Source organism: Pseudomonas arcuscaelestis, assembly GCF_016881005.1.
GTDB lineage: Bacteria > Pseudomonadota > Gammaproteobacteria > Pseudomonadales > Pseudomonadaceae > Aquipseudomonas > Aquipseudomonas arcuscaelestis.
In genome coordinates this window covers 53,008-74,958 of record NZ_JACOPV010000005.1, presented here as the reverse complement: position 1 = coordinate 74,958, position 21,951 = coordinate 53,008, and the positions used below count along the sequence as shown (strand labels likewise).

The window sequence follows — 21,951 nt, the reverse complement described above, 5'->3', positions numbered from 1 at the left end:
GAAAAAGTCCGCCACTTTACCATAGGACCCTTGGAGGCTCATCTGCCGAAGGTCGTCAACTTGGGTCGCGCCAGAATCGCCGCTGGCTACGCTGTTTCAGCGGCTCGGCAAACGTCCCCAGGCGCAAGCGCAGGGCGCCATGCAGGGCACTGTCGAATACTTCGATGCCGCTTGTCCGGTAGCGCTGCATGACTGATGCATGCGGATGGCCGAATGCGTTGTAACGACCTCTGGAAATCAACACGCCTCGAGGCGACGTCGCCGTCAGCAACGCTTGGCTCGAAGATGTGCGACTGCCATGGTGCGGCGCCTGTAGCCAGTCAAGCCGGCTTGCCTGCCAGTCGTTGAGCCAGGCCTGTTCGCCAGCAGCATCAATGTCGCCAGTCAGCAGCAGCCGTTCGCCCCCGCCTCGACCAACAGTACGCAGGATGTCTGGTTGTTGTCGCCTGCGCCCTGCCACTGCCAGAGAGAAAAATTCACGCCATCCCACTGCCAACGCTCGCCACTGACACAGGGCTGCGCCTGCAACGCTTCGGCGTGCTTGGCAGCTTCGCCACTAAGCACTCGCTGCACGGGCAAACCACGCTTGAGCGCCAACGCACCACCAGCATGGTCGGCATCGGCATGGCTGAGCAGCATCAAGTCGATTTTGGTTACCCCCATTTTATGCAAGGCAGGCAGGACCACACGTTCACCGAGATCGGCATCACCGACCACAGGTCCGGCGTCGTAAAGCATCGTGTGCTGTCGAGTCTGCAACACAAACGCCAAGCCCTGGCCGACATCCAGTTGCCAGACTTCCAACTGCCCGTCCGGCACTCGTTCTCGCGGTGCGAACACCGCCAGCAACACCAGGGGCCAGCCCAGCACCCGCATCGGCAGGCCCGCAGGCAACAACAGCAACACCACCCCCAGGCACAGCAACAACCACAGCGGCCACGGCACAGCGTCGGGGATCCATGCCGGCTGCAAATGCGCCAACAAACCCAGCAAGCGGAACAACCCATCAAGTAGCCCACCGGCGAGCCAGATCAAGCCCTGCCCCACTACTGGCACTGGCAACAACACAGTGCCCAGCAGTGCCAACGGCAGTACCGCCAGGCTGATCCAGGGTACGGCGAAAAGATTGGCCAACGGAGCGGTGAGACTGACCGGCAGCCCCAACGCGATCAACGCAGGCAAGAGGCCAAGGGCAATCAACCACTGCGCCCGGCCCCAAGCCATCCATGCGCTCCAGGCCCCCAAACGGCCGCTGAAAGTGAAAATCAACACCGCCACAGCCGCAAAAGACAACCAAAACCCCGGGAGAAGACTGGCCAGAGGCTCCCACAGCAGTACGGCATTGAGCGCTAGCAACCAGGGCACCCACATGCCCAGGTGGCGATAGCGCAAACGCCATAGCAACACCACTGCCAGCATCATGCACGCTCGCTGCACCGGCACTTGAAAGCCTGCCAGAAGGCCATAACCCAACGCCGTCACAAACGCCGCCGCGCACGCCCAAGGTAACCAGGGCAAGGCCTGCGGCCACCAACCCAGACGCGCCAACAGGGCGATCAATGCGTAGACCAGCCCCGCCAACAGGCCAATATGCTGTCCGGAAATGACCAGCAAGTGCACGGTGCCGGTGGCCTGCAGTGTTTGCCAGCTTTCGCGCGCCAAGCCTGCACCGTCGCCCAGCACCAGCGCTATCAACTCCCCCTCCCGCCCCTGCGCATCAGCCTGCATCAACCGCTGGCGAATATCGCTGCGCCAGGCCCGCTCGGCGGGGGCCAGCAACTCGCCAGCCTTTACGCTGCCTGTACCGCCAATGCGCCGGGCCAACAAGGTTGCCTCACGATCCGGCCCATGGGGATTGAGCAAACCGTGAGGCCGCCTGAGGTTGACCGCCAGCCGCCAACGTTCACCACTGCTGACGCCAGGCCCTGCAAACCAACTTAATTGCAGACGTGACGGCAATATGGCACGTCGGGATTGCGCGCCCTCCAATTCGAAGCGTGTTGATCGACCGTCTTGCGATGGCAAGCCAACAACGGTGCCCTCCAACCACAGGATGCGACCATCGAGTTCGGGCGCAAGGCGATCATCCAGCGCCTGCTGGGCCGACAGACAAGCCCAACACAAACCCAATAGAAACAGTCCCAGCGGATACGTTCGCCCTGCCAGGCAAACAATGGCGATCAAGGCCAATACCAGCAGCCACCCGACCGATGGCAAAACGGGTAGAACACTCAGGCATAGAAGGCCCAGTGCCAGCGCCAACATCCCTGTGCGCATGCGTCGAAGCTCCAAAATAAACCCACACCCACAGGCTTAGATCAGCGCAGCCAAGCACTCACTCAATAATTGTCACAAAGTCTGTAATGGGGGGCTTTTAGATTCCGTGCATACTTGCCACTTCACCCAGTCGAGAGCCTACATGCCGCGTCGTCTCTTTAAACGCTACATGCCCGATCCGACCAGCATCAGGGAACATAAATCCTTACGCTTTCTCGGCCGGCTGTTGCACGACCCGAACCTTTGGCACCTGAATCGACATTCGGTTGCCCGGGCAATGGCTGTCGGCCTGTTCGCAGCGTTCATTCCCGTGCCCATGCAGATGTTGCTGGCCGCGAGCCTGGCGATCCTGGTGCGTGGCAACATGCCGATTGCTGTCAGCCTGGTCTGGCTGACCAACCCGTTCACCATGCCGCCGGTGTTCTATTGCACCTACCAGATGGGGGCCTGGCTCATGCAGGTTCCAGCCAGGACCCTGCCGGATGAACTCACCTTCGAATGGATCACCGGCCAGCTGTCGACCCTGTGGCAGCCATTCCTGCTTGGCTCGGTGGTCTGCGGCCTGCTGCTCGGCGCCCTGGCTTACTGCCTGACCATGCTCTACTGGCGCTGGTGGGTAGGCCGGCAGTGGCGCCGACGCAAACAGAAGGTATCAGGTACGCATTCCACGCCCACTGACCAGTAAGCGCACACAGCCTAAATACAACACGGCAGTGGCAGCGAGCATGAAGCTGATAGCCACCCCGATACGAATGTCCGAAACACCCAGGATGCCGTAGCGGAACGAGTTGACCATGTGCAGCACCGGGTTGGCCATCGATACGGTCTGCCAGAATGGCGGCAGCAGGTTGATCGAATAGAACACGCCCCCCAGGTAGGTCAGCGGCGTCAGGACGAAAGTCGGAATGATCGAAATATCGTCGAAGTTGCGCGCAAACACTGCGTTGATAAAACCCAGCAACGAGAAGATGGTCGCGGTCAGCACCACCACCAGAATGGTCACACCCAGGTGATGCACCTGCAGGTGGGTGAAAAACAGCGAAAGCATGGTGACGATCACCCCCACCGCCAGCCCGCGCAAGACACCACCCAAGGTGTAGCCGATCAAAATGGTGTGAGGCGACACAGGCGACACCATCAACTCTTCGATGGAGCGCTGGAACTTGCTGCCGAAGAAACTCGACACCACGTTACCGTAGGAGTTGGTGATCACCGACATCATGATCAACCCCGGTACGATGTACTCCATATAGGTGAAACCACCCATATCGCCGATCTGCCGACCGATCAGGTTACCGAAGATCACGAAGTACAGAACCATGGTGATCGCCGGGGGCAGCAGGGTCTGCGGCCAGATCCGGGTAAACCGACGCACTTCGCGATAGACGATTGTATTCAGCGCGACCAGATTGGCGCTCAATTCCGAACTCATACCGCCACCTTCGCCAGGTTTTTTTCCACCAGGGACACGAACAACTCCTCGAGACGGTTGGTCTTGTTGCGCAGGCTTTGAACTTCGATGTTCTGCAAGGCCAACTGACCGAACAGCGCCGTGATACCCACATCCTTGTCCACTTGCACTTCCAGCGTGTGCGGACTTGTTAGCCGGCACGGATAACCGACCAGGTTCGGTGCCTGGGGCAGGTCTTGCTTGAGATCGAGTAGGAAGGTTTCCACATGCAGCTTGCCGAGCAATGCGCGCATGCTGGTGTTTTCGACAATGGTGCCGTGGTCGATGATGCCAATATGCCGACAAAGCTGCTCGGCTTCTTCCAGGTAGTGGGTGGTCAGAATAATCGTGATGCCCTGCTGATTCAGCTCGGTGAGAAACGTCCACATCGAGCGGCGCAGCTCAATGTCCACACCTGCCGTCGGCTCGTCGAGAATCAACAGCCGCGGCTCATGCATCAGCGCCCGGGCGATCATCAGGCGGCGCTTCATCCCACCAGACAACGAACGCGACGGCACATCGCGCTTATCCCAGAGGCCCAACTGCGTCAGGTACTTCTCGGCGCGCTCCTTGGCCACCTTGGCGTTAATGCCGTAGTACCCCGCCTGGGTCACGACAATATCGAAGGTTTTTTCGAACTGATTGAAGTTGAACTCCTGCGGCACGACACCAATGCTGCGCTTGAGCGCTGCGGGCTGTCGATCGAGGTCGTTGCCGAAAATGCTCACCGTACCGCTGGTTTTATTGACCAGGGTCGAGAGAATACCAATGGTGGTGGACTTCCCGGCGCCATTGGGGCCGAGCAAGGCGAAGAAATCACCTTCGGCGACATCCAGGTCAATGCCCTTGAGGGCCTGGAAACCGTTGCCGTAGGTTTTGGTTAGCTGCCTTATGGACAGAGCAGAACTCATAGCGGATCGCGTACCAGTTTGAAGGGTTCAAGACGCGACCGGACAGGCCGGCCGCAGCGAATATGGCCATGGTGCTTGTCCAGGCCATACAAGTACAGTCATGTGTATCGATAATAACTATCAGCTTGACCGCTGGACTCAGGTCAGTGCTGTCATCACCGCGGCCTGGAAGGCCGGGCGCTCCTGCAAACGTTCGTACCAGGCGCGCAAATGGCGCATTTCTGGACGTTCGATGGGCATTTCGAACCAGGCGTAGGCAAAGCAGCCCAGCGGGATATCGCCCATGCCCAACTCGCTACCGGACAAGTAAGGTTGGCGAGCCAGGGCTTGATCGGCAATGGACAGCATTTGTGCGCAGGTTTTGTGCGCCGCGTTGATCGCCACCCAGTCCTGCTGCTCGGCGGGCGTTCGCAGAATCCCCCAGAACAGAGGCCGGAAGGGCGCGGCTAGCGATGACGTGGTCCAGTCCATCCATTTGTCTGCCTCGGCACGCTGGCGCGCGTCATCCACATACCAGCCAGATTCGGCACCATAGCGCGCCGACAGATACCGCACGATGGCATTGGACTCCCACAGCACCAGCCCGTCATCTTCGATCATAGGCACCAGGCCATTGGGATTGAGCGCCCGGTACTGGGGCTCGTTGACCAACCCAAAAGCCCCACCGGCATCTACCGACTCATACTCCAGCCCCAACTCTTCAGCGCACCACAGTACTTTCCTGACATTGGTCGAATTCTTCCGGCCCCAGATCTTGAGCATGACGACGTCCTGATGAATGTGCGGCCGTCCAGTCTACCGCAGACATCAGCCATGACAATTGCCCTACTCCCCCAACGAACTCCTGCAGCCACAACCTGTCACTGTTCTGACCAGCCGATTGTCGGATGCGGTCTAAGCTCTGATGGTTCGCGCAATGCCTTTTTCGTTTCACGGAGGAATGGACATGTTGCTGTTGTGGTTAGTAATTCTGGTGATCGGCGCCGCCTATATGGCCCACCGTCGCATCGCCGCCGTGCCTGCCCTGGCGGTGCTTGCAGCATATGTACTGCTGATGGGTATTTTCAGCCATGCGCCTGGCTGGCTGCTGGCGATCCTCTGGCTGATGTTGGCAGCCAAGGCCGCACTGGTACTGCTCCCCGACGTGCGTCGCCGGGTTTTCAGCGGCCCCTTGTTCGGATGGTTCAAGCGCACCTTGCCGCCCATGTCGCAAACCGAGCGTGAAGCTATCGATGCGGGAACCGTATGGTGGGATGGTGAACTGTTCAGCGGCCGTCCGAACTGGAACACCTTGCTCGATTACCCCAAGGCTGAACTGACCGCAGAAGAACAAGCTTTCATCGACGGCCCCACCGAAGCGCTGTGTGCCATGGTCAGCGACTGGCAGATCGGCCAAGACCTGGATCTGCCGCCAGAGGCCTGGGAGCACATCAAGTCCCATGGCTTCTTTGCCCTGATCATCCCCAAGGAGTATGGCGGCAAAGGCTTCTCGGCCTACGCCCACTCGCAAGTAGCGATGAAACTGGCCACCCGCAGCGGCGATCTGGCCTCGACGGTCATGGTTCCCAACTCCCTCGGCCCGGCTGAATTGCTACTGCACTATGGCACCGACGAACAGCGCCAGCACTACCTGCCGCGCCTGGCCCGTGGCGAAGAAATTCCCTGCTTTGCCCTTACCGGACCACTGGCCGGCTCCGATGCCGGCGCCATGCCCGATACCGGTGTTATCTGCAAAGGCCAATGGCAAGGCGAAGAAGTCATCGGCCTGCGCCTTAATTGGGAAAAGCGCTACATCACCCTCGGCCCTGTAGCCACCTTGCTGGGCTTGGCGTTCAAGGCCTACGACCCGGAACACTTGCTCGGCGAAGAAGAAGAGCTGGGTATCAGCCTGGCCTTGATCCCCACTGATACGCCCGGCGTCGAGATCGGCCAGCGCCACTTGCCGCTGGGCGCTGCCTTCATGAACGGGCCTAACAGCGGCAAGGATGTGTTTATCCCGCTGGAGTTCCTCATCGGTGGCCAGAGCATGCTCGGCAAAGGCTGGATGATGTTGATGAATTGCCTGTCGGTGGGCCGCTCGATCTCCCTGCCGGCAGTGGGTACCGGGGCAGCCAAATACACCAGCCTGGTGACCGGCCAATATGCACGGGTACGTGAACAGTTCAACGTACCGCTGGCGGCCTTTGAAGGCATTCAGGAATCACTGGCGCGAATCGGTGGCAATGCCTTTCTGATGGACAGCGCGCGGCTGCTAACTGCCAAGGCCGTGGACCTGGGCGAAAAACCCTCGGTGCTTTCCGCTGTGCTCAAATACCACCTGACCGAGCGTGGCCGCGAGTGCATCCAGCACGCCATGGATGTGCACGGTGGCAAGGGCATCATCATGGGGCCGAAAAACTACCTGGGGCGCAATTGGCAAGGTGCGCCAATATTCATCACGGTCGAAGGCGCCAATATTCTCTCGCGCAACCTGATGATCTTTGGTCAGGGTGCCATCCGCTGCCACCCTTTCGTGCTCAAGGAAATGGCCCTGGCCGGACGCGAAGACCACCATCAGGCACTCAAGGAATTCGATCAACTGCTTATGCAGCACATCGGCTTCGCAATCGGCAATGCCGCCAGCACATTGATCCTTGGACTGGGACTGGGCCATTTCGAGAGGGTTCCGGGCGATGCCCTCAGCCAAGGCTACTTCCGCGCACTCAATCGCCAGGCCGCAGCGTTCGCCATGCTTGCCGACATGAGCATGATGTTGCTCGGTGGCGAGCTCAAGCGCCGCGAGCGCCTCTCGGCTCGCCTGGGTGATGTACTGAGCAATCTTTACCTGAGCTCTGCCGCGCTCAAGCGCTATCACGACCTGGGGGCTCCGGAGCATTTGCAGCCACTGCTGCGCTGGGCCATGGAAGAGAGTCTGGGCCAGGCTGAAAAAGCCCTGGACCGTCTGCTCGACAACTTCCCCAATCGTTTCCTCGGCTGCGCCTTGCGTGCAGTGGTATTCCCTTTCGGCCGCAGGCATACCGGCCCGAGCGATGCCCTGGATGCCGAAGTGGCCGCCTTGATCGGACGCGCCAAGGGCGATCCGGCGCTAGAGGAACTGCTTGCTGGTTGCTACCGCCCGGTGGATGCCAACGATCCGGTCGGCGCCCTGCAGCACGCCTGCACCCTGCTCGATGAATGCGCACCCCTGCATAAAAAACTGCATCAGGCGCTCAAGGAGGGCAAGGTGAGCCCGACACCCGGTGAGTCGACAATCGACGCAGCCCTGCGCGCTGGCGTACTACACGCCACGGAGGCGCAAACACTGCATGCTGCCGAAGCGGCGCGGCGCACCGTGATTGATGTCGATGCTTTCAGCAAGGAGGCGCTACTGCCTAGCCCCGGCAAAATTCGTTAACGGCGGGACATCGGGCGCCGGGGGCCGTATACTCCCGCGCCCGTTTTGCTCAAGAGGATCGCCAGCATGGCTACCGATCGCCTGGAATATCATCTCGCCCTGCTTACCCACCTGCGTACCATCCTGGCTGCCTTGGGCGAAGCCGAGCAAGTACCGGAAGAAAGTCACGCGCTGTTTCTCGAGCGCTTCGATGACCTGATGCTACAACTTCCGGTTGATCCGGAAAGCACCTACCTGGGTCAGGATCTGATTTGCCAGATCATCCAACGCTACCCACAAATTGCCCACTTGGTGCCGCGCGATCTGTTGTGGTTTTTCGGCGGTGACTGCCTGCACTACATGCCTGATGAAGAGCAGATGATCTACCAGACCCTGGAAGAGCGCCGCTTTGAAGCCGAGGAGAATGACGAGCCGTTTGACTGGAACCAGGAAAAGCAGTTGTTGAGCATGTCCGACGACGACAGCAAGCACTGATCCGCACAGGCGGCAGGATTGAAAAGTTCTGCCGCCTCAGTCAGCAAACAAATTCCAGACGAAAAAAAACGCCGTTCAAACGAACGGCGTTTTTCTGTTTGGAGCGGGAAACGAGACTCGAACTCGCGACCCCGACCTTGGCAAGGTCGTGCTCTACCAACTGAGCTATTCCCGCAAATTTTGTAGCTGCCGATTTTACTCGGCGAGAAAAAAGGCAAACAACCCTTTGACTCATCACTACAGCGCTATTAAACGCTGGAGCGCCATATTTGGAGCGGGAAACGAGACTCGAACTCGCGACCCCGACCTTGGCAAGGTCGTGCTCTACCAACTGAGCTATTCCCGCAAAATGGCGTCCCCTAGGGGACTCGAACCCCTGTTACCGCCGTGAAAGGGCGGTGTCCTAGGCCACTAGACGAAGGGGACGACGCCCAAAACATGCAATGCATGTTTCAGTTACCAGAACCAACCATTAAAGGTGCATTCTGGATTTTTACAAGCCCCGCAATTAAGCAGTGCCTTTGTAAACTGGAGCGGGAAACGAGACTCGAACTCGCGACCCCGACCTTGGCAAGGTCGTGCTCTACCAACTGAGCTATTCCCGCAATGGCGTCCCCTAGGGGACTCGAACCCCTGTTACCGCCGTGAAAGGGCGGTGTCCTAGGCCACTAGACGAAGGGGACACACTACAACATTCACTCCCTGCCGCGTTTAGCTGTTCGCTTTACGCTGCAAGTGGCGCGCATTCTAGGGATGCTTTGGCAACCCGTCAACCCCTATGTATAAATTTATTTAAATCAATGACTTCCCTGCGCTTCGCAAGGATTCACAGACATCCGCACGCCTGAACCTTGACGTTTATTTTCTGGCACCCGCCATGGCTGAAACCCAACGCCTGCGGCGGTTTATGTACAAAATGCCATCATCGCGCCCACGACACCCGCCAAACAGCTCTATCCGCCCAAAAGCGAAGCCACTACACTCAAATGGTAAATCATCCTGTATGAGGCGTTAACGGTGACACCACTTATGATCACCCTGCTTATAGTTGCAGGGATCGCGTTATTGATCGTGATCGGCTACCTCAACAATGTGGTCGAGAACAACAAGCTTGAGCGTGCCCGGCTGAAAATCGAACTGGCCGACCGCTTGCGCCGCTGTGGCGAGATCACCGAAACCTTTCCTGGCCAGTTGATGAACCCGGCATTGAAACTGCTGTTGACCCGCCTCGAACTGAACATCACCCAACGCCAGCTGGCCCTGGACAAAAACAACCGCGATATCCGCGCGCGGATTGCCGAACTTGAAGGCCTGATCGCACAAGGTGAGTCGCTGCCGGTGAACAACCCACCGGCACCTATCCAGACTGAAGCGCGCGCCAAGGATGTACGCTTTCTACTTGAAGGCATGCACAACCAGATTACCCGTGCAGCTCAGGAAGGTTTTCTGCCCACCAACGAAGCCAAGTACTGGGTCAAGGAAATACGCCACATTCTGGTGCTGTTGCATATCGAGTTTTTCAATAACCTGGGCCAACAAGCCCTGCAGCAGAACCAGCCTGGGCATGCGCGCCTGGCCTTTGAACGCGGCGTTCAGTACCTGCGCAAGCAACAGGACCCTGCGGTGTATCGCGAGCAACTCGAGTACATGGAAAAGCTGCTGGCCCGGGCTAATGCCCAGGTCCTGAGCCAGCTTGAGCCTGCCGAAGACGAAGTCAACGAGCTGACTGAAGGCCTGAAGACCGATACAACTGAAGATTGGAAGAAAAAAGTCATCTACGACTGATCAGTGCGTGTTAATGCATGGGAGCCGGAATGCCTATCGCTAGGCACGCCCGCTCCCACTGGCAGGCCCTACCTCAGCAATCGGTCAGGCGCAAAAAGATCGCCGCCAAGCGCTCCAATCCCGCCTGATCCGCTGCACTGAAACGTGCAAGGCGAGGGCTGTCCAGGTCCAACACGCCAATCAACCGCCCTTCCTTTACCAGCGGAATCACCAGTTCGCTGTTCGATGCGCTGTCGCAGGCAATATGCCCAGGGAACGCATGCACATCTTCAACGCGCTGGGTTTCACGACTGGCCGCCGCCGCGCCGCACACACCTCGACCAAACGGGATACGCACGCAGGCAACCTGGCCCTGGAACGGCCCCAGCACCAGCTCTTCGTTGCGGTTGAGGTAAAAGCCTGCCCAATTCAAGTCTTCAACCTGACTGTAGAGAAAGGCCGAAAACTGCGCGGCATTGGCAATGAAATCACGCTCATCGGCAAACAGAGCTTCCAACTGTGCAGCCAGTAAGCCGTAGCCTTCCAGACCTGCGCCCGAGGCGTTGAGGTCGATCATTTTTTCTGCTCCAACAATTGCAGTCCAACCCAGTAGCGAGCGAACTGATAGGCACAACGGCCGTTACGGTTACCGCGACCGGTTGCCCAGCGCACGGCGAGAATGTCCAGCGCTTCACTTCGTTCCCAGGTCAGCCCTGCGCTGGCAGCCAGCTGGCCGATCCAGTGCTCGACAACATTGAGGAAATGCTCCTGGGTGAAGGGGTAGAACGACAGCCACAGACCGAAACGGTCCGACAAGGCAATCTTGTCTTCCACCGCCTCGTTGGGGTGGAGTTCACCGTCGATCATTTTCCAGTTTTCGTTATCACTCTGCTTTTCCGGCACCAGGTGCCGGCGGTTAGAGGTTGCGTACAACAGCACGTTATCAGGCGCCTGCTCCAGCGAGCCATCGAGCACACTCTTGAGCACCCGGTAGTCGCCCTCCCCGGCCTCGAACGAGAGGTCGTCGCAAAACAGCACAAAACGCTGGGGCAACTTGCTCAATTGCTCCACGACGCGCGGCAGGTCAGCCAGGTTATCGCGCTCGATTTCAATCAGACGCAAGCCTGCCTTGGCATGCTCCGCCAACAGGGCACGCACCAGCGAAGACTTGCCGGTGCCGCGCGAACCCCAGAGCAGCGCGTGGTTGGCGGGCATGCCATCAAGGAACTGGCGAGTATTGCGTCCCAGTTGCTCCCGCTGTTGGTCTACACCAATAAGATCGGACAGGCGCATGTCGAGGCTGACTTCCAGCGGCAGCAAGTAGCCACTGCGACCGTCACGCTGCCAGCGTGCGGCCAGGCACTGACTCCAGTCGATCTGCTGGCGCAGTGCAGGCAACAAAGGCTCAAGGCGGGCCAGCACGGTTTCGGCGCGCTCCAGAAACGAATTCAAACGAGAGTCCACAGCGATTCCTCAAGATAGATGCAAGGTCAACGGCATTGCTGAATGTGTGACAGAACGTGCCAGTTGCCGGGGCTGATCGGCTATGCTTGCGCAGCGCACGGAATGTGAAACTGGCTCGGGTCTCATGGATATCAAGTTCACCAATCGCCTGTCCTTCAAGCAAGCCCGGCTGACGGTCCTGGTCGGCTTCATCCTGGGTACATTGCTTAGTCTCATCCAGATCGGAATCGATTATGCCAGTGAAGACGCCTCCATCAACCGTGAGATGCAGGCGCTGCTGCAAATCAGTCACAACCCGGCCTCGCGCATCGCCTACAACATCGACGCGGAGCTGGCGCAGGAACTGGCCGGTGGCCTGCTGCAATCTCCGGCGATTATCCGCGCCCGCCTGATCGACAACAACGACACAGTGCTGGCCGACGTCCAGCGTCCACGCGAAGAAAGCCGTTACCGGTTTATCAGCGATTTTCTGTTCGGCGAGAACCGGCAGTTCGAACATCCGCTGTTTTTGAGCAGCATGCCGACGGAGAACCTCGGCACCCTCTACCTGGAAGTCGACACGTTCGCCTTCGGCAACCACTTCCTCAAGCGCGCCGAGATCACCCTGCTCAGTGGTTTCATTCGCAGCCTGGTGCTGACCCTGATCCTCATGGCGTTGTTCTACTTCATGCTGACCAAACCCCTGGTTCGCATCATCAGCGCCCTCGCCAACCGCGACTTGCGGCAACCGGAACAGTCCAAGCTGTCCTTCCCTCCCGGCCACGAGCAGGATGAGATCGGCGTACTGGTCAAAGTCGCCAACCAGCAATTTGTCAGCATGGCGACCGAAATCCAGCAACGGCGCAATGCGGAAAACCGCTTGACCACTTACCTGAACCAACTGGAGGACGCTGTTTCGGCCCGCACCAATGAGCTCAAGACCAGCAACGCGCGCTTGAGTCAAACCAATGACGAACTCGACGCAGCGCGGCGCCGAGCCCTGGACATGGCTCAGGCACGAGCGGCCTTCCTGGCCAACATGAGTCACGAGATTCGCACACCGCTCAACGGCCTGCTGGGAATGATTGCCCTGTCGCTGGACAGCCCGCTCAATGCCGAACAGCGTCAGCAGTTGTCGATTGCCCACGACTCAGGCAAGGTCCTGGTCGAGCTGCTCAATGACATTCTCGACCTGTCCAAATTCGATGCTGGTCAACTGGAGCTTGAGCGCATCCCTTTCGACCTTGGCGCCATGGTTGAAGACACGGCCAACTTGCTGTCGCAGAACGCAGCCCCCAGCGTCGAACTGACTTGCCTGATCGACCCACAATTTCCCGCCATGGTGCTGGGCGACCCCACCCGGGTGCGGCAAATCATCAGCAACCTGCTTTCCAACGCGCTCAAGTTCACCCGTTTTGGGCGTGTCGATGTACGCCTGCGCGCCCACCCCGGTGGGGTCCGCCTGGACGTTTGTGACACCGGTATCGGCATTCCCCACGAAGCCCAGGCGCGAATCTTCCAGCCCTTTATCCAGGCGGGTGCAGGTATCACCCGCCAGTATGGAGGCACCGGCCTGGGCCTGGCCCTGACCAACAATCTTTGCGAAGCCATGCAGGGCCGCCTGAGCATCAATTCGCAAGCCGGCTTCGGCAGCCAGTTCAGCGCTGAACTCCCTCTGCTCTGCCACTCCCCGGCAGTGCCCGCAGCCCCCCTGCACGGTAAAGTCGCCATCCTCACCAACCCAGGCAGCGGGCTGGCCGAGTTGCTGCAGATGCTGTTGCCGGGCTGGAGCCTGGACTATCGACGCTACGAACACGCCGAATCGATTGCCGAGCCCGCTCCCGACCTGTTGATTACCGACGACCTTGACAGCCTGCTCGACCTACGCCCAAAGATCGGCGCACCGATTCTGCTGGTAACCGCCTATGGCAACTTTCTGCCCAGCGACCAGGCCGCGCAACTGGCGCCATTACAACAACTGGCGCGACCGCTGGCACGCAACGCCCTGTACCAGATTCTGCGCCGCACACTTCATGGCACCGACAGTGCTCACGCCAACGCACAGAACGGCGCCTCGCACAGCCAACGCCGCGCCCGCATCCTGCTGGTGGAAGACAACCCGGTAAATCAATTGGTGGCAAAAGGCATGCTGGCCAAGCTGGGCTGCGAAGTGAATATTTCCGCCAATGGCGCCCAGGCCCTGGAGCAGTTGGAGTACACCGCTTTCGACATGGTGCTGATGGATTGCAATATGCCGGTCATGGACGGCTACGAAGCAAGCCGCAGAATCCGCCAGAGCGGACGCTGGCCTAACCTGCCAATCGTCGCCCTGACGGCCAATGCCATGCCCGAGGAACGTGAACGCTGCCGCGCCGCAGGCATGAATGACTATCTGGCCAAGCCCTTCCGTCGCGAAGAGCTCCTGGCCCTGATTGATCACTGGGTACCGCTGGTGACTACGTGAGCATTTTCTCGATCGACGCACTCAACGCCTGCGGCTTGGTGCTCGGCGCGTAACGCGTGACCTTGCCAGTACCCGGCTCGACAAGGAACTTGGTGAAGTTCCACTTGATATTTTGTGATCCGAACAAGCCGGGGGCGCGCTTCTTCAGTTCGGCGAACAAGGGATGAGCGCTGCCGCCATTGACTTCGATCTTGCGAAACAGCGGAAAGCTGACACCAAAATTCATCTCACAGAACTGTGCGATCTCCCTGGCGTCACCCGGCTCCTGCTTGCCGAACTGGTTACAGGGAAAACCCAGCACCACGAGCCCGCGCTCGCGATAACGCTGCCATAGCTGTTCCAGGCCCTTGTACTGTGGGGTAAAGCCGCACTGGCTGGCAGTATTGACCACCAACAGCGCTTTACCCTGAAAATCAGCCAAGGTCTTTTTCTCACCCGCCAGGGTGATGCAAGGAATACTCAACAATGCGTCGGCCATGACCCTATCCTCTGTTAGCGTGGAACCAGGTCCAGGCAGACCGAGTTGATACAGTAGCGCAGTCCGGTCGGAGGCGGGCCATCGGGAAACACATGCCCCAAATGGGCATCGCACTGCGCGCAAGTGACTTCGGTTCGGATCATCCCGTGGGAGATGTCACGAATTTCGATCATCGCACTGTCCTCGATCGGCTCGTAGAAGCTTGGCCAGCCACAACCGGAGTCGAACTTGGCCTTGGAATCGAACAGTGGAGCATTGCAGCAAATGCAGTGGTAGACACCCTCGGTCTTGGTACCGTTGTATTTACCGCTGAACGGCCGTTCGGTGCCTTTCAAGCGGCAGACGTTGTACTGCTCGGGATCGAGCATGGCACGCCATTGCTCCGCAGTTTTCTCTATCTTTTCCATATGCAGGCCTCGGCAGACTAAAAACCCCGCGTTGCGTCTTTTCCCCAACGCGGTCGGCACGTATATTATTGCGCCTCATCAGACATCAGTCTGGCACCCGCGTTACACGCTTTTCAAACGATTTCACAGCGCAGTGCGCGGCGATCTTTTCTAATCGGGATCACATCATGCAGGTCAGCAAATCGAACAAGCTCGCCAATGTCTGCTATGACATTCGCGGCCCGGTGCTCAAGCACGCCAAACGCCTGGAAGAGGAAGGTCATCGCATCCTCAAGCTGAACATCGGCAACCCTGCGCCGTTTGGTTTCGAAGCGCCGGACGAAATCCTCCAGGATGTAATCCGCAACCTGCCAACTGCCCAGGGCTACAGCGACTCCAAGGGCCTATTCAGCGCACGCAAGGCGGTGATGCAGTACTACCAGCAGAAACAGGTCGAAGGTGTCGGCATCGAAGACATCTACCTGGGCAACGGCGTGTCCGAGCTGATCGTGATGTCGATGCAAGCGCTGCTCAATAACGGCGACGAAGTGCTGATTCCGGCACCGGACTACCCGCTGTGGACTGCTGCGGTAAGCCTGGCGGGCGGCAACCCCGTGCACTACCTGTGCGACGAGCAAGCCGACTGGTTCCCGGACCTTGACGACATCAAGGCCAAGATCACCTCAAACACCAAAGCCCTGGTGATCATCAACCCGAACAACCCGACGGGCGCGGTGTACTCGCGCGAGTTGCTGCTGGGCATGCTCGAATTGGCACGCCAGCACAACCTGGTGGTGTTCTCCGACGAGATCTACGACAAGATCCTCTACGACGAAGCCGTTCATATCTGCACCGCCTCGCTGGCGCCAGACTTGCTCTGCCTGACCTTCAACGGTTTGTCCAAGTCCTACCGCGTTGCGGGCTTCCGTTCCGGCTGGGTGGCCATTTCCGGCCCCAAGCAGCACGCTCAGAGCTACATCGAAGGCATCGACATGCTGGCCAACATGCGCCTGTGTGCCAACGTGCCGAGCCAGCATGCCATCCAGACCGCCCTGGGCGGCTACCAGAGCATCAATGACCTGGTCCTGCCACAGGGTCGCCTGCTTGAGCAACGCAATCGCACCTGGGAGCTGCTCAATGACATTCCCGGCGTCAGCTGCGTCAAGCCAATGGGCGCGTTGTATGCGTTCCCACGCATCGATCCGAAAGTCTGCCCGATTCACAACGACGAAAAGTTCGTTCTCGACCTGCTGCTGTCGGAAAAGCTGTTGATTGTCCAGGGCACCGCCTTCAACTGGCCATGGCCCGATCACTTCCGTGTGGTAACCCTGCCGCGCGTCGATGATCTGGAACAGGCCATTGGCCGTATCGGAAACTTCTTGAAGACATATCAGCAATAACTGTCAAAGCCCTGCCGAAAGCCTGCATCCTTTCTGGTGCAGGCCTTACAGGCTGATTTCCCCTTCTGTAAGACCTGATGATCTCGCGTGCGGGATGATGGAATTCGACTGTAATACAAAGAAGTACACAGTTTGAAATAGTCGCCCGGTTGAATCACTCGAGCCCGCACCTTATATACCCCGGCATACGTGACACTTTTATCCGTCAGGAGAACGTAACAACCATGATGCGCATCTTACTGTTTGTAGCCACCAACCTTGCGGTTGTGCTGATTGCCAGCATCACCTTGAGCCTGTTTGGCTTCAATGGGTTCATGGCGGCAAACGGGGTTGACCTCAAGCTCGATCAGCTGCTGATTTTCTGCGCCGTGTTCGGTTTTGCCGGCTCGCTGATTTCGCTGTTCATCTCCAAGTGGATGGCGAAGATGAGCACGGGCACCCAGATCATCAGTCAGCCGCGCACCCGCCATGAACAATGGCTGCTGCAGACCGTTGAAGAGCTGTCCCGCGAAGCTGGCATCAAAATGCCGGAAGTGGGTATCTTCCCGGCCTACGAGGCCAACGCCTTTGCTACTGGCTGGAACCGCAACGACGCACTGGTTGCTGTTAGCCAGGGCTTGCTCGAGCGCTTCTCGCCCGACGAAGTACGTGCAGTGCTGGCCCACGAAATCGGCCACGTAGCCAATGGCGACATGGTTACCCTCGCGCTGATACAAGGTGTGGTCAACACCTTCGTGATGTTCTTCGCTCGCATCATCGGTAACTTTGTCGACAAGGTGATTTTCAAGAACGAAGAAGGCCAAGGTATCGCCTACTACATCGCGACCATCGTAGCCGAGCTGATTCTGGGTATCCTCGCCAGCACGATCGTCATGTGGTTCTCGCGTAAACGCGAATACCGTGCTGACGAAGCCGGTGCACGCTTGGCCGGTACCGGCGCGATGATTGGCGCTCTGCAGCGCCTGCGTTCGGAACAAGGGGTACCGGTGCATATGCCCGACACCTTGAACGCCTTCGGCATCAACGGCGGCCTCAAGCAGGGCCTGGCTGGCTTGCTGATGAGCCACCCACCGCTGGAAGATCGCATCGAAGCTCTGCGCCGTCGCGGTTAAGGGACAGCGCAAGGAACAAGGGCGGCCTCAGGGCCGCCCTTTTTTATGGTTGTTCAGGGAATTCCGGGAACTACGCACCGGGCCTGCTAGCGGGCGAGCACCGGAATGTGGCTCGAGTGGCGATGGGTATATCCGTTTGATGGGGGGTGACTCCAAACCGCTCACGCCAATGGATCTGCGTCTGGCTGTATGCGTCACTGACTACACAGTTGGCCGCCCGCGAGTGAGTACCGGAATGTGGCTCGTGTGTCGATGGGCATATCCGTTTGATATGGTGGCACCACTGGCTGGTTTCGCCTTTACGGCGACCCACTTTTGTCGGGGCAAAAGTGGGCAAACCCCCTGTCCCTGCATTCGGCCCTACGCTGCGCTCCGGGTCCCCTCATTCCACCCTTGCTCCCGCGGGGACCGCGCCGAAGGGCCGTCCTGGCCCTGCGGCGCTCGCCGGCCATCCATGGCCGTCGCCCCACTACGCAAGGGTTCCATTCGGCCTACTGAAGGGACGATTTGTGGCGTCTGCACGATTTGTGTAGGTAGAAGCACTGCAGCGGCAACGGCAACAGCAACAGCAACAGCAACAGCGAGGCGCTGGTGTGCAGCTTTTGCTTTTGATCTGGCTCTTCGTACATCGCCAGCCCAGACACCCTGGATCGTCCCTTCAGCAGGCTGAGTGTAGGTATTGCGTAGTCGGGTGCAGGCCATGGATGGCCTGCGAGCACCGTAGGGCCAGGACGGCCCTACGGTGCGGTCCCGACGGGAGCAATGCCGGAGCGAGGGGACCCGGAGCGCAGCGCAGGGCCGAATGCAGGGACACACGGTTTTGGTTCCTTTTGCCAAGACAAAAGGGACCCGCCGTAAGGGCGGAAGGGGCCAACAGCGGCGCCGCATTGAATGGATAAGCTCACAGACTCAATCCCAGCCCAGCCCAGCCCAGCCCAGCCCAGCCCCAAGATCATGCCCTGGGATTTCGTGAAAGACCTTTTTTATATCAGCGTTGCAACTGATAGACCCGCTCCAGCAAGCGCGTGGCGCCAGCCTGTTGGAATTTCGGACTCTCGGCCAGCACATCATGCGATACCCGCTCACGCGGCTGCCAGGCGGCGAACAGCGCCTGCACTTCGTCATCGACGACGGCAAACGGCGGCCCGTCGATCTGCGACTGGTCGTAGTCCAGGGTGATCAACAAGCCCTTCACCGGTGGCGCAAGCAGGGTCTGCAAATGCTCGACATAACGCACGCGCATAGGCGCGGGCAGCGCGATCAGTGCAGCTCGATCGTACAAAGCAGCACACGCGCCGACGTCCTCAGCGCGCAAGGCGAAGAAGTCGCCGCAGCGAATCTCAATGGCGTCGCAGCGAAAAACCTTGAACGGACCTTGCTGAGTGATCTGGGGCTGCAACTGATGCTCAGCGAAAAAATCCTCCACCGCACGCTCCGACAACTCCACGCCAAGCACCTGCAGGCCCTGCCCTGCCAACCAGAGCATGTCCAGGCTCTTGCCGCACAGCGGCACCAGCACGCGCGCTCCGGCTGCCACAGCCAACGCCGGCCAGTGCTGTTGCAGATGGGCGTTGACCTGAGACTGGTGAAAGCCGATCTGATTATTCTTCCAACGCGAATGCCAAAACTCTGCCTGCATGCCTCACCTCGATAAATTCGATCAAATACTGCGAAAACTTATATTAGATTTAGATCAATGCTTTGCCCGAAGATGAGCACATCTTAACGTCCGGAGCACCCTTATGCTGCCCAGCCTGTTCATTTCCCATGGCTCGCCCATGCTCGCCCTGGAGCCAGGTGCCAGTGGCCCTGCCTTGAAACGCCTGGCTGCTGCATTAAAACGACCCAAAGCAATCGTGGTGGTCTCAGCACATTGGGAAAGCCGGGAGTTGCTGGTATCCAGCAGCCCCAACCCGCAAACCTGGCACGACTTCGGCGGCTTCCCCGCCGCACTGTATGCCGTGCAGTACCCTGCCCCCGGCGACCCGGCCCTGGCTCAACAGGTAACAGAACTGCTCTGCGCGGCCGGCATGCCAACCCGCCTCGACCCCCAACGGCCCTTCGACCATGGCACCTGGGTTCCTCTATCGCTGATGTATCCGAACGCGGAGATTCCGGTGGTGCAGGTTTCCCTTCCCACACAACTTGGGCCGAAGTTTCAGGAACTGGTGGGCAGCGCGCTTGCGAGTTTGCGAGATGACGACATTCTGCTGATCGGCTCCGGAAGCATCACTCACAACCTGGGCGAACTGGACTGGCGCGCAGGACCGCAAAGCATTGAGCCCTGGGCGCTGGCGTTCCGGGACTGGATGATCGAAAAACTGCAGGCGGATGACACTCAGGCCTTGCATGATTACCGACACTTGGCCCCCTTTGCTGTGCGCAATCACCCAAGCGATGAGCATTTACTGCCCCTGTACTTCGCTCGAGGTGCGGGCACGAAGTTCGCAATCGTTCACCAGGGCTTCACCCTGGGGGCGCTGGGCATGGACATCTATCGCTTCGATTGAAATAGCCTGGGCAAAAAAAATCCCCGACTCAGTCGGGGATTTTTTTAGTGCTCGCGGATCAGTCTTCGCGATAACGGCGCAGCTTCAGCTGCTTACCGGCAACGCGAGTGTCCTTGAGCTTGGCCAGCAGACGCTCCAAACCCTCTTCCGGCAGTTCAACCAGGCTGAAGCTATCACGCACCTGAATGCGGCCGATTGCTTCGCGGGCCAGGCCGCCTTCGTTGAGGATGGCGCCGAGCAGGTTCTTGGCAGCGATACCATCACGCGCACCCAGCGCGGTACGGCAGCGTGCACGACCTTCGCCCAGCGGCATAGGTGCACGACGCTCACGCTCGCCACGGTCTGGACGATCGCCAGTGCGCTCACGCGGGGCGGAGGTCGGAACCAGCGGCTGCTCCTTCTCGACAGCTTCCAGGGTCAGGGCCTGACCGTTGGTAGCCTTGCGCAGCAGCGCTGCGGCCAGGGCACGCGGGCTGCAACCGATGTCGGCAGTCAGGCGATCGAGCAGATCACCATGGGTCGACTCGGCGTCGGCAACCAATGGCGCCAGGCTGTTGGTCAGCTTCTTGATGCGAGCATCGAGAACGGCCTGAGCATTTGGCAGACGCACTTCGGCAACCTTCTGACCGGTGACACGCTCGATCACTTGCAGCATACGACGCTCACGCGGCGTTACCAGCAACAGTGCACGACCTTCGCGACCGGCACGACCGGTACGGCCGATACGGTGAACGTAGGACTCAGGATCGTAAGGCATGTCAACGTTGAACACGTGAGTGATGCGCGGTACGTCCAGACCACGAGCGGCAACGTCGGTAGCGACGACGATGTCCAGGCGACCATCCTTGAGCGAGTCGATAACGCGCTCACGCTGGTTCTGGGCAATGTCACCGTTCAACGCTGCAGCTTTGTAGCCTTTGGCTTCCAGGGCACTTGCCAGGTCCAGGGTCGCTTGCTTGGTACGCACGAAGGCGATCAGCGCGTCGAACTCTTCCACTTCCAGCAGGCGCAGGACAGCGGAAACCTTCTGGTCAGCGTGAACCATCAGGTGAGCCTGCTCGATGGCAGTCACAGTCTGGGTTTTGGTCTGGATCTTGACGTGCTTCGGATCACGCAGGTGACGTTCGGCAATTGCACGGATGGAGGCCGGCAGGGTTGCGGAGAACAGTACGGTCTGACGGGTTTCCGGCATGGCCTTGAAGATGACTTCGAGGTCATCCATGAAGCCCAGCTTGAGCATTTCGTCGGCTTCGTCGAGCACCAGGTGATTGACGGTTGCCAGAACCTTCTCGTCGCGACGCAGGTGGTCGCACAGACGGCCAGGGGTAGCAACGACGATTTGCGCGCCATTGCGGATTGCTTTGAGTTGTGGGCCCATTGGGGCACCACCGTATACGGCCACCACGGTAACGCCAGGCATTTGCTTGGCGTAAGTTTCAAAAGCGGTGGCTACTTGCAGCGCCAACTCACGGGTTGGCGCCAGGATCAGGGCTTGCGGCTCGCGCTTGCTTGGGTCGATGCGGTGCAGGATTGGCAGAGCGAAGGCGGCAGTTTTGCCGGTACCTGTCTGCGCCTGACCGATCATGTCATGACCGGCAAGAATAATCGGGATCGATTGCTGCTGAATGGCCGATGGCTCTTCGTAGCCAGTAGCCAGAACGGCGGCAACAATACTTGGATGAAGATCGAGAGCGGCGAAGCCGCCGGTTTCCTGGGTCATGGGTCTGCCTCTAAGTGCATCCGCAAAGACCCATGCTCCAAAGCTGCGCATGCCTTGTAAGACTCGAAAGTCACCCTGGCAGCTTTGTCGGCGGGGATTTGCGAAAACGATTGAAGAAAAAAAGGAACGTCAGGGAGAGTCCGCAGGGCGGACGCGCAGCCGAAGCTG

Annotated in this window: 16 protein-coding genes, 5 tRNA genes and 2 pseudogenes; 8 read left to right on the top strand and 15 right to left on the bottom strand. The window is 59.1% G+C overall.

Annotated elements, in window-relative coordinates:
* Positions 1-55 precede the first annotated feature (55 nt).
* Positions 56-2,277, bottom strand: a pseudogene (locus tag H8F21_RS08840) (DNA internalization-related competence protein ComEC/Rec2).
* 142 nt (positions 2,278-2,419) lie between these two features.
* Between H8F21_RS08840 and H8F21_RS08835 the strand changes: the two are divergent.
* Entirely contained in the window at positions 2,420-2,962 is a 543-nt protein-coding gene (locus H8F21_RS08835; RefSeq protein WP_136475166.1) for a DUF2062 domain-containing protein, read from the top strand.
* On the opposite strand, the gene H8F21_RS08830 is transcribed toward H8F21_RS08835, so the two are convergent.
* The 3 genes from H8F21_RS08830 to H8F21_RS08820 form a co-directional block, all read right to left on the bottom strand.
* Positions 2,930-3,709 carry an ABC transporter permease gene (locus H8F21_RS08830; RefSeq protein WP_136475165.1) on the bottom strand — a complete coding sequence of 260 codons (780 nt, stop codon included), beginning with the start codon at positions 3,707-3,709 and terminating at the stop codon, positions 2,930-2,932. The two genes, H8F21_RS08835 and H8F21_RS08830, sit on opposite strands and share 33 nt — an antisense overlap.
* Positions 3,706-4,638 (bottom strand): ABC transporter ATP-binding protein, encoded by a 933-nt coding sequence (locus H8F21_RS08825; RefSeq protein ID WP_203584240.1) that lies wholly within the window; start codon positions 4,636-4,638, stop codon positions 3,706-3,708. Before H8F21_RS08825 ends, H8F21_RS08830 begins: the two co-directional genes overlap by 4 nt.
* Positions 4,639-4,776: 138 nt before the next feature.
* Entirely contained in the window at positions 4,777-5,400 is a 624-nt protein-coding gene (locus H8F21_RS08820; RefSeq protein ID WP_203584239.1) for a glutathione S-transferase family protein, read from the bottom strand.
* Positions 5,401-5,584: 184 nt separating this feature from the next.
* On the opposite strand from H8F21_RS08820, the gene H8F21_RS08815 reads away from it, so the two are divergent.
* Both H8F21_RS08815 and H8F21_RS08810 read left to right on the top strand, forming a co-directional pair.
* Positions 5,585-8,032, top strand: coding sequence for an acyl-CoA dehydrogenase (locus tag H8F21_RS08815; protein WP_203584238.1), 2,448 nt, complete (start codon positions 5,585-5,587; stop codon positions 8,030-8,032).
* A 66-nt stretch (positions 8,033-8,098) separates the two neighbouring features.
* Positions 8,099-8,506: a PA2817 family protein gene (locus H8F21_RS08810; protein WP_203479173.1), complete on the top strand. Its 408-nt coding sequence runs from the start codon at positions 8,099-8,101 to the stop codon at positions 8,504-8,506.
* A 99-nt stretch (positions 8,507-8,605) separates the two neighbouring features.
* On the opposite strand, the gene H8F21_RS08805 is transcribed toward H8F21_RS08810, so the two are convergent.
* The 5 genes from H8F21_RS08805 to H8F21_RS08785 form a co-directional block, all read right to left on the bottom strand.
* A tRNA-Gly gene (locus H8F21_RS08805) sits at positions 8,606-8,681 on the bottom strand.
* A 95-nt stretch (positions 8,682-8,776) separates the two neighbouring features.
* A tRNA-Gly gene (locus H8F21_RS08800) sits at positions 8,777-8,852 on the bottom strand.
* Positions 8,853-8,856: 4 nt separating this feature from the next.
* A tRNA-Glu gene (locus H8F21_RS08795) sits at positions 8,857-8,932 on the bottom strand.
* 103 nt (positions 8,933-9,035) lie between these two features.
* Positions 9,036-9,111, bottom strand: a tRNA-Gly gene (locus tag H8F21_RS08790).
* Positions 9,112-9,113: 2 nt separating this feature from the next.
* Positions 9,114-9,189, bottom strand: a tRNA-Glu gene (locus tag H8F21_RS08785).
* A gap of 334 nt (positions 9,190-9,523) precedes the next feature.
* Between H8F21_RS08785 and H8F21_RS08780 the strand changes: the two genes are divergently transcribed.
* Positions 9,524-10,291, top strand: a complete 768-nt coding sequence (locus tag H8F21_RS08780) for a hypothetical protein (protein ID WP_203584237.1) — start codon at positions 9,524-9,526, stop codon at positions 10,289-10,291.
* A 73-nt stretch (positions 10,292-10,364) separates the two neighbouring features.
* On the opposite strand, the gene H8F21_RS08775 is transcribed toward H8F21_RS08780, so the two are convergent.
* Both H8F21_RS08775 and H8F21_RS08770 read right to left on the bottom strand, forming a co-directional pair.
* The gene (locus tag H8F21_RS08775) at positions 10,365-10,847 is read right to left on the bottom strand and encodes a GAF domain-containing protein (RefSeq protein ID WP_203479175.1); all 483 of its coding nucleotides are present in this window, start codon (positions 10,845-10,847) and stop codon (positions 10,365-10,367) included.
* Positions 10,844-11,734: an ATP-binding protein gene (locus tag H8F21_RS08770; protein ID WP_203479176.1), complete on the bottom strand. Its 891-nt coding sequence runs from the start codon at positions 11,732-11,734 to the stop codon at positions 10,844-10,846. The genes H8F21_RS08775 and H8F21_RS08770 overlap by 4 nt, the downstream gene beginning before the upstream one ends.
* A gap of 82 nt (positions 11,735-11,816) precedes the next feature.
* On the opposite strand from H8F21_RS08770, the gene H8F21_RS08765 reads away from it, so the two are divergent.
* Entirely contained in the window at positions 11,817-14,177 is a 2,361-nt protein-coding gene (locus H8F21_RS08765; protein ID WP_203584236.1) for a hybrid sensor histidine kinase/response regulator, read from the top strand.
* Here H8F21_RS08765 and H8F21_RS08760 read toward each other — a convergent pair.
* On the bottom strand, positions 14,170-14,655 hold the full coding sequence (locus tag H8F21_RS08760; RefSeq protein ID WP_203542939.1) for a glutathione peroxidase: 486 nt from the start codon (positions 14,653-14,655) through the stop codon (positions 14,170-14,172). The two genes, H8F21_RS08765 and H8F21_RS08760, sit on opposite strands and share 8 nt — an antisense overlap.
* A gap of 14 nt (positions 14,656-14,669) precedes the next feature.
* Positions 14,670-15,062, bottom strand: a complete 393-nt coding sequence (msrB, locus tag H8F21_RS08755; protein WP_136475150.1) for a peptide-methionine (R)-S-oxide reductase MsrB — start codon at positions 15,060-15,062, stop codon at positions 14,670-14,672.
* 167 nt (positions 15,063-15,229) lie between these two features.
* Between msrB and H8F21_RS08750 the strand changes: the two genes are divergently transcribed.
* Together H8F21_RS08750 and htpX are read left to right on the top strand one after the other, a co-directional pair.
* Complete coding sequence (locus H8F21_RS08750; RefSeq protein ID WP_203479179.1) at positions 15,230-16,441, top strand: pyridoxal phosphate-dependent aminotransferase; 1,212 nt, start codon at positions 15,230-15,232, stop codon at positions 16,439-16,441.
* A 224-nt stretch (positions 16,442-16,665) separates the two neighbouring features.
* A complete protein-coding gene (gene htpX, locus H8F21_RS08745; RefSeq protein WP_203479180.1) occupies positions 16,666-17,553 on the top strand; it encodes a protease HtpX in 888 nt (295 codons plus the stop codon).
* Between the two features lie 988 nt (positions 17,554-18,541).
* Here the strand turns inward: htpX and H8F21_RS08740 are convergent.
* On the bottom strand, positions 18,542-19,192 hold the full coding sequence (locus H8F21_RS08740) for a thiopurine S-methyltransferase (RefSeq protein ID WP_203584235.1): 651 nt from the start codon (positions 19,190-19,192) through the stop codon (positions 18,542-18,544).
* 103 nt (positions 19,193-19,295) lie between these two features.
* On the opposite strand from H8F21_RS08740, the gene H8F21_RS08735 reads away from it, so the two are divergent.
* The gene (locus H8F21_RS08735; protein ID WP_203479182.1) at positions 19,296-20,063 is read left to right on the top strand and encodes a DODA-type extradiol aromatic ring-opening family dioxygenase; all 768 of its coding nucleotides are present in this window, start codon (positions 19,296-19,298) and stop codon (positions 20,061-20,063) included.
* A 58-nt stretch (positions 20,064-20,121) separates the two neighbouring features.
* Here H8F21_RS08735 and H8F21_RS08730 read toward each other — a convergent pair.
* Positions 20,122-21,817 (bottom strand): annotated as a pseudogene (locus tag H8F21_RS08730) (DEAD/DEAH box helicase).
* Positions 21,818-21,951: the final 134 nt, after the last annotated feature.

Coding starts and splice junctions, on each gene's coding strand:
- H8F21_RS08835 (WP_136475166.1), top strand. CDS start 2,420: ATGCCGCGTCGTCTCTTTAAACGCTACATGCCCGATCCGACCAGCATC.
- H8F21_RS08830 (WP_136475165.1), bottom strand. CDS start 3,709: ATGAGTTCGGAATTGAGCGCCAATCTGGTCGCGCTGAATACAATCGTC.
- H8F21_RS08825 (WP_203584240.1), bottom strand. CDS start 4,638: ATGAGTTCTGCTCTGTCCATAAGGCAGCTAACCAAAACCTACGGCAAC.
- H8F21_RS08820 (WP_203584239.1), bottom strand. CDS start 5,400: ATGCTCAAGATCTGGGGCCGGAAGAATTCGACCAATGTCAGGAAAGTA.
- H8F21_RS08815 (WP_203584238.1), top strand. CDS start 5,585: ATGTTGCTGTTGTGGTTAGTAATTCTGGTGATCGGCGCCGCCTATATG.
- H8F21_RS08810 (WP_203479173.1), top strand. CDS start 8,099: ATGGCTACCGATCGCCTGGAATATCATCTCGCCCTGCTTACCCACCTG.
- H8F21_RS08775 (WP_203479175.1), bottom strand. CDS start 10,847: ATGATCGACCTCAACGCCTCGGGCGCAGGTCTGGAAGGCTACGGCTTA.
- H8F21_RS08765 (WP_203584236.1), top strand. CDS start 11,817: ATGCTTGCGCAGCGCACGGAATGTGAAACTGGCTCGGGTCTCATGGAT.
- H8F21_RS08760 (WP_203542939.1), bottom strand. CDS start 14,655: ATGGCCGACGCATTGTTGAGTATTCCTTGCATCACCCTGGCGGGTGAG.
- msrB (WP_136475150.1), bottom strand. CDS start 15,062: ATGGAAAAGATAGAGAAAACTGCGGAGCAATGGCGTGCCATGCTCGAT.
- H8F21_RS08750 (WP_203479179.1), top strand. CDS start 15,230: ATGCAGGTCAGCAAATCGAACAAGCTCGCCAATGTCTGCTATGACATT.
- htpX (WP_203479180.1), top strand. CDS start 16,666: ATGATGCGCATCTTACTGTTTGTAGCCACCAACCTTGCGGTTGTGCTG.
- H8F21_RS08740 (WP_203584235.1), bottom strand. CDS start 19,192: ATGCAGGCAGAGTTTTGGCATTCGCGTTGGAAGAATAATCAGATCGGC.
- H8F21_RS08735 (WP_203479182.1), top strand. CDS start 19,296: ATGCTGCCCAGCCTGTTCATTTCCCATGGCTCGCCCATGCTCGCCCTG.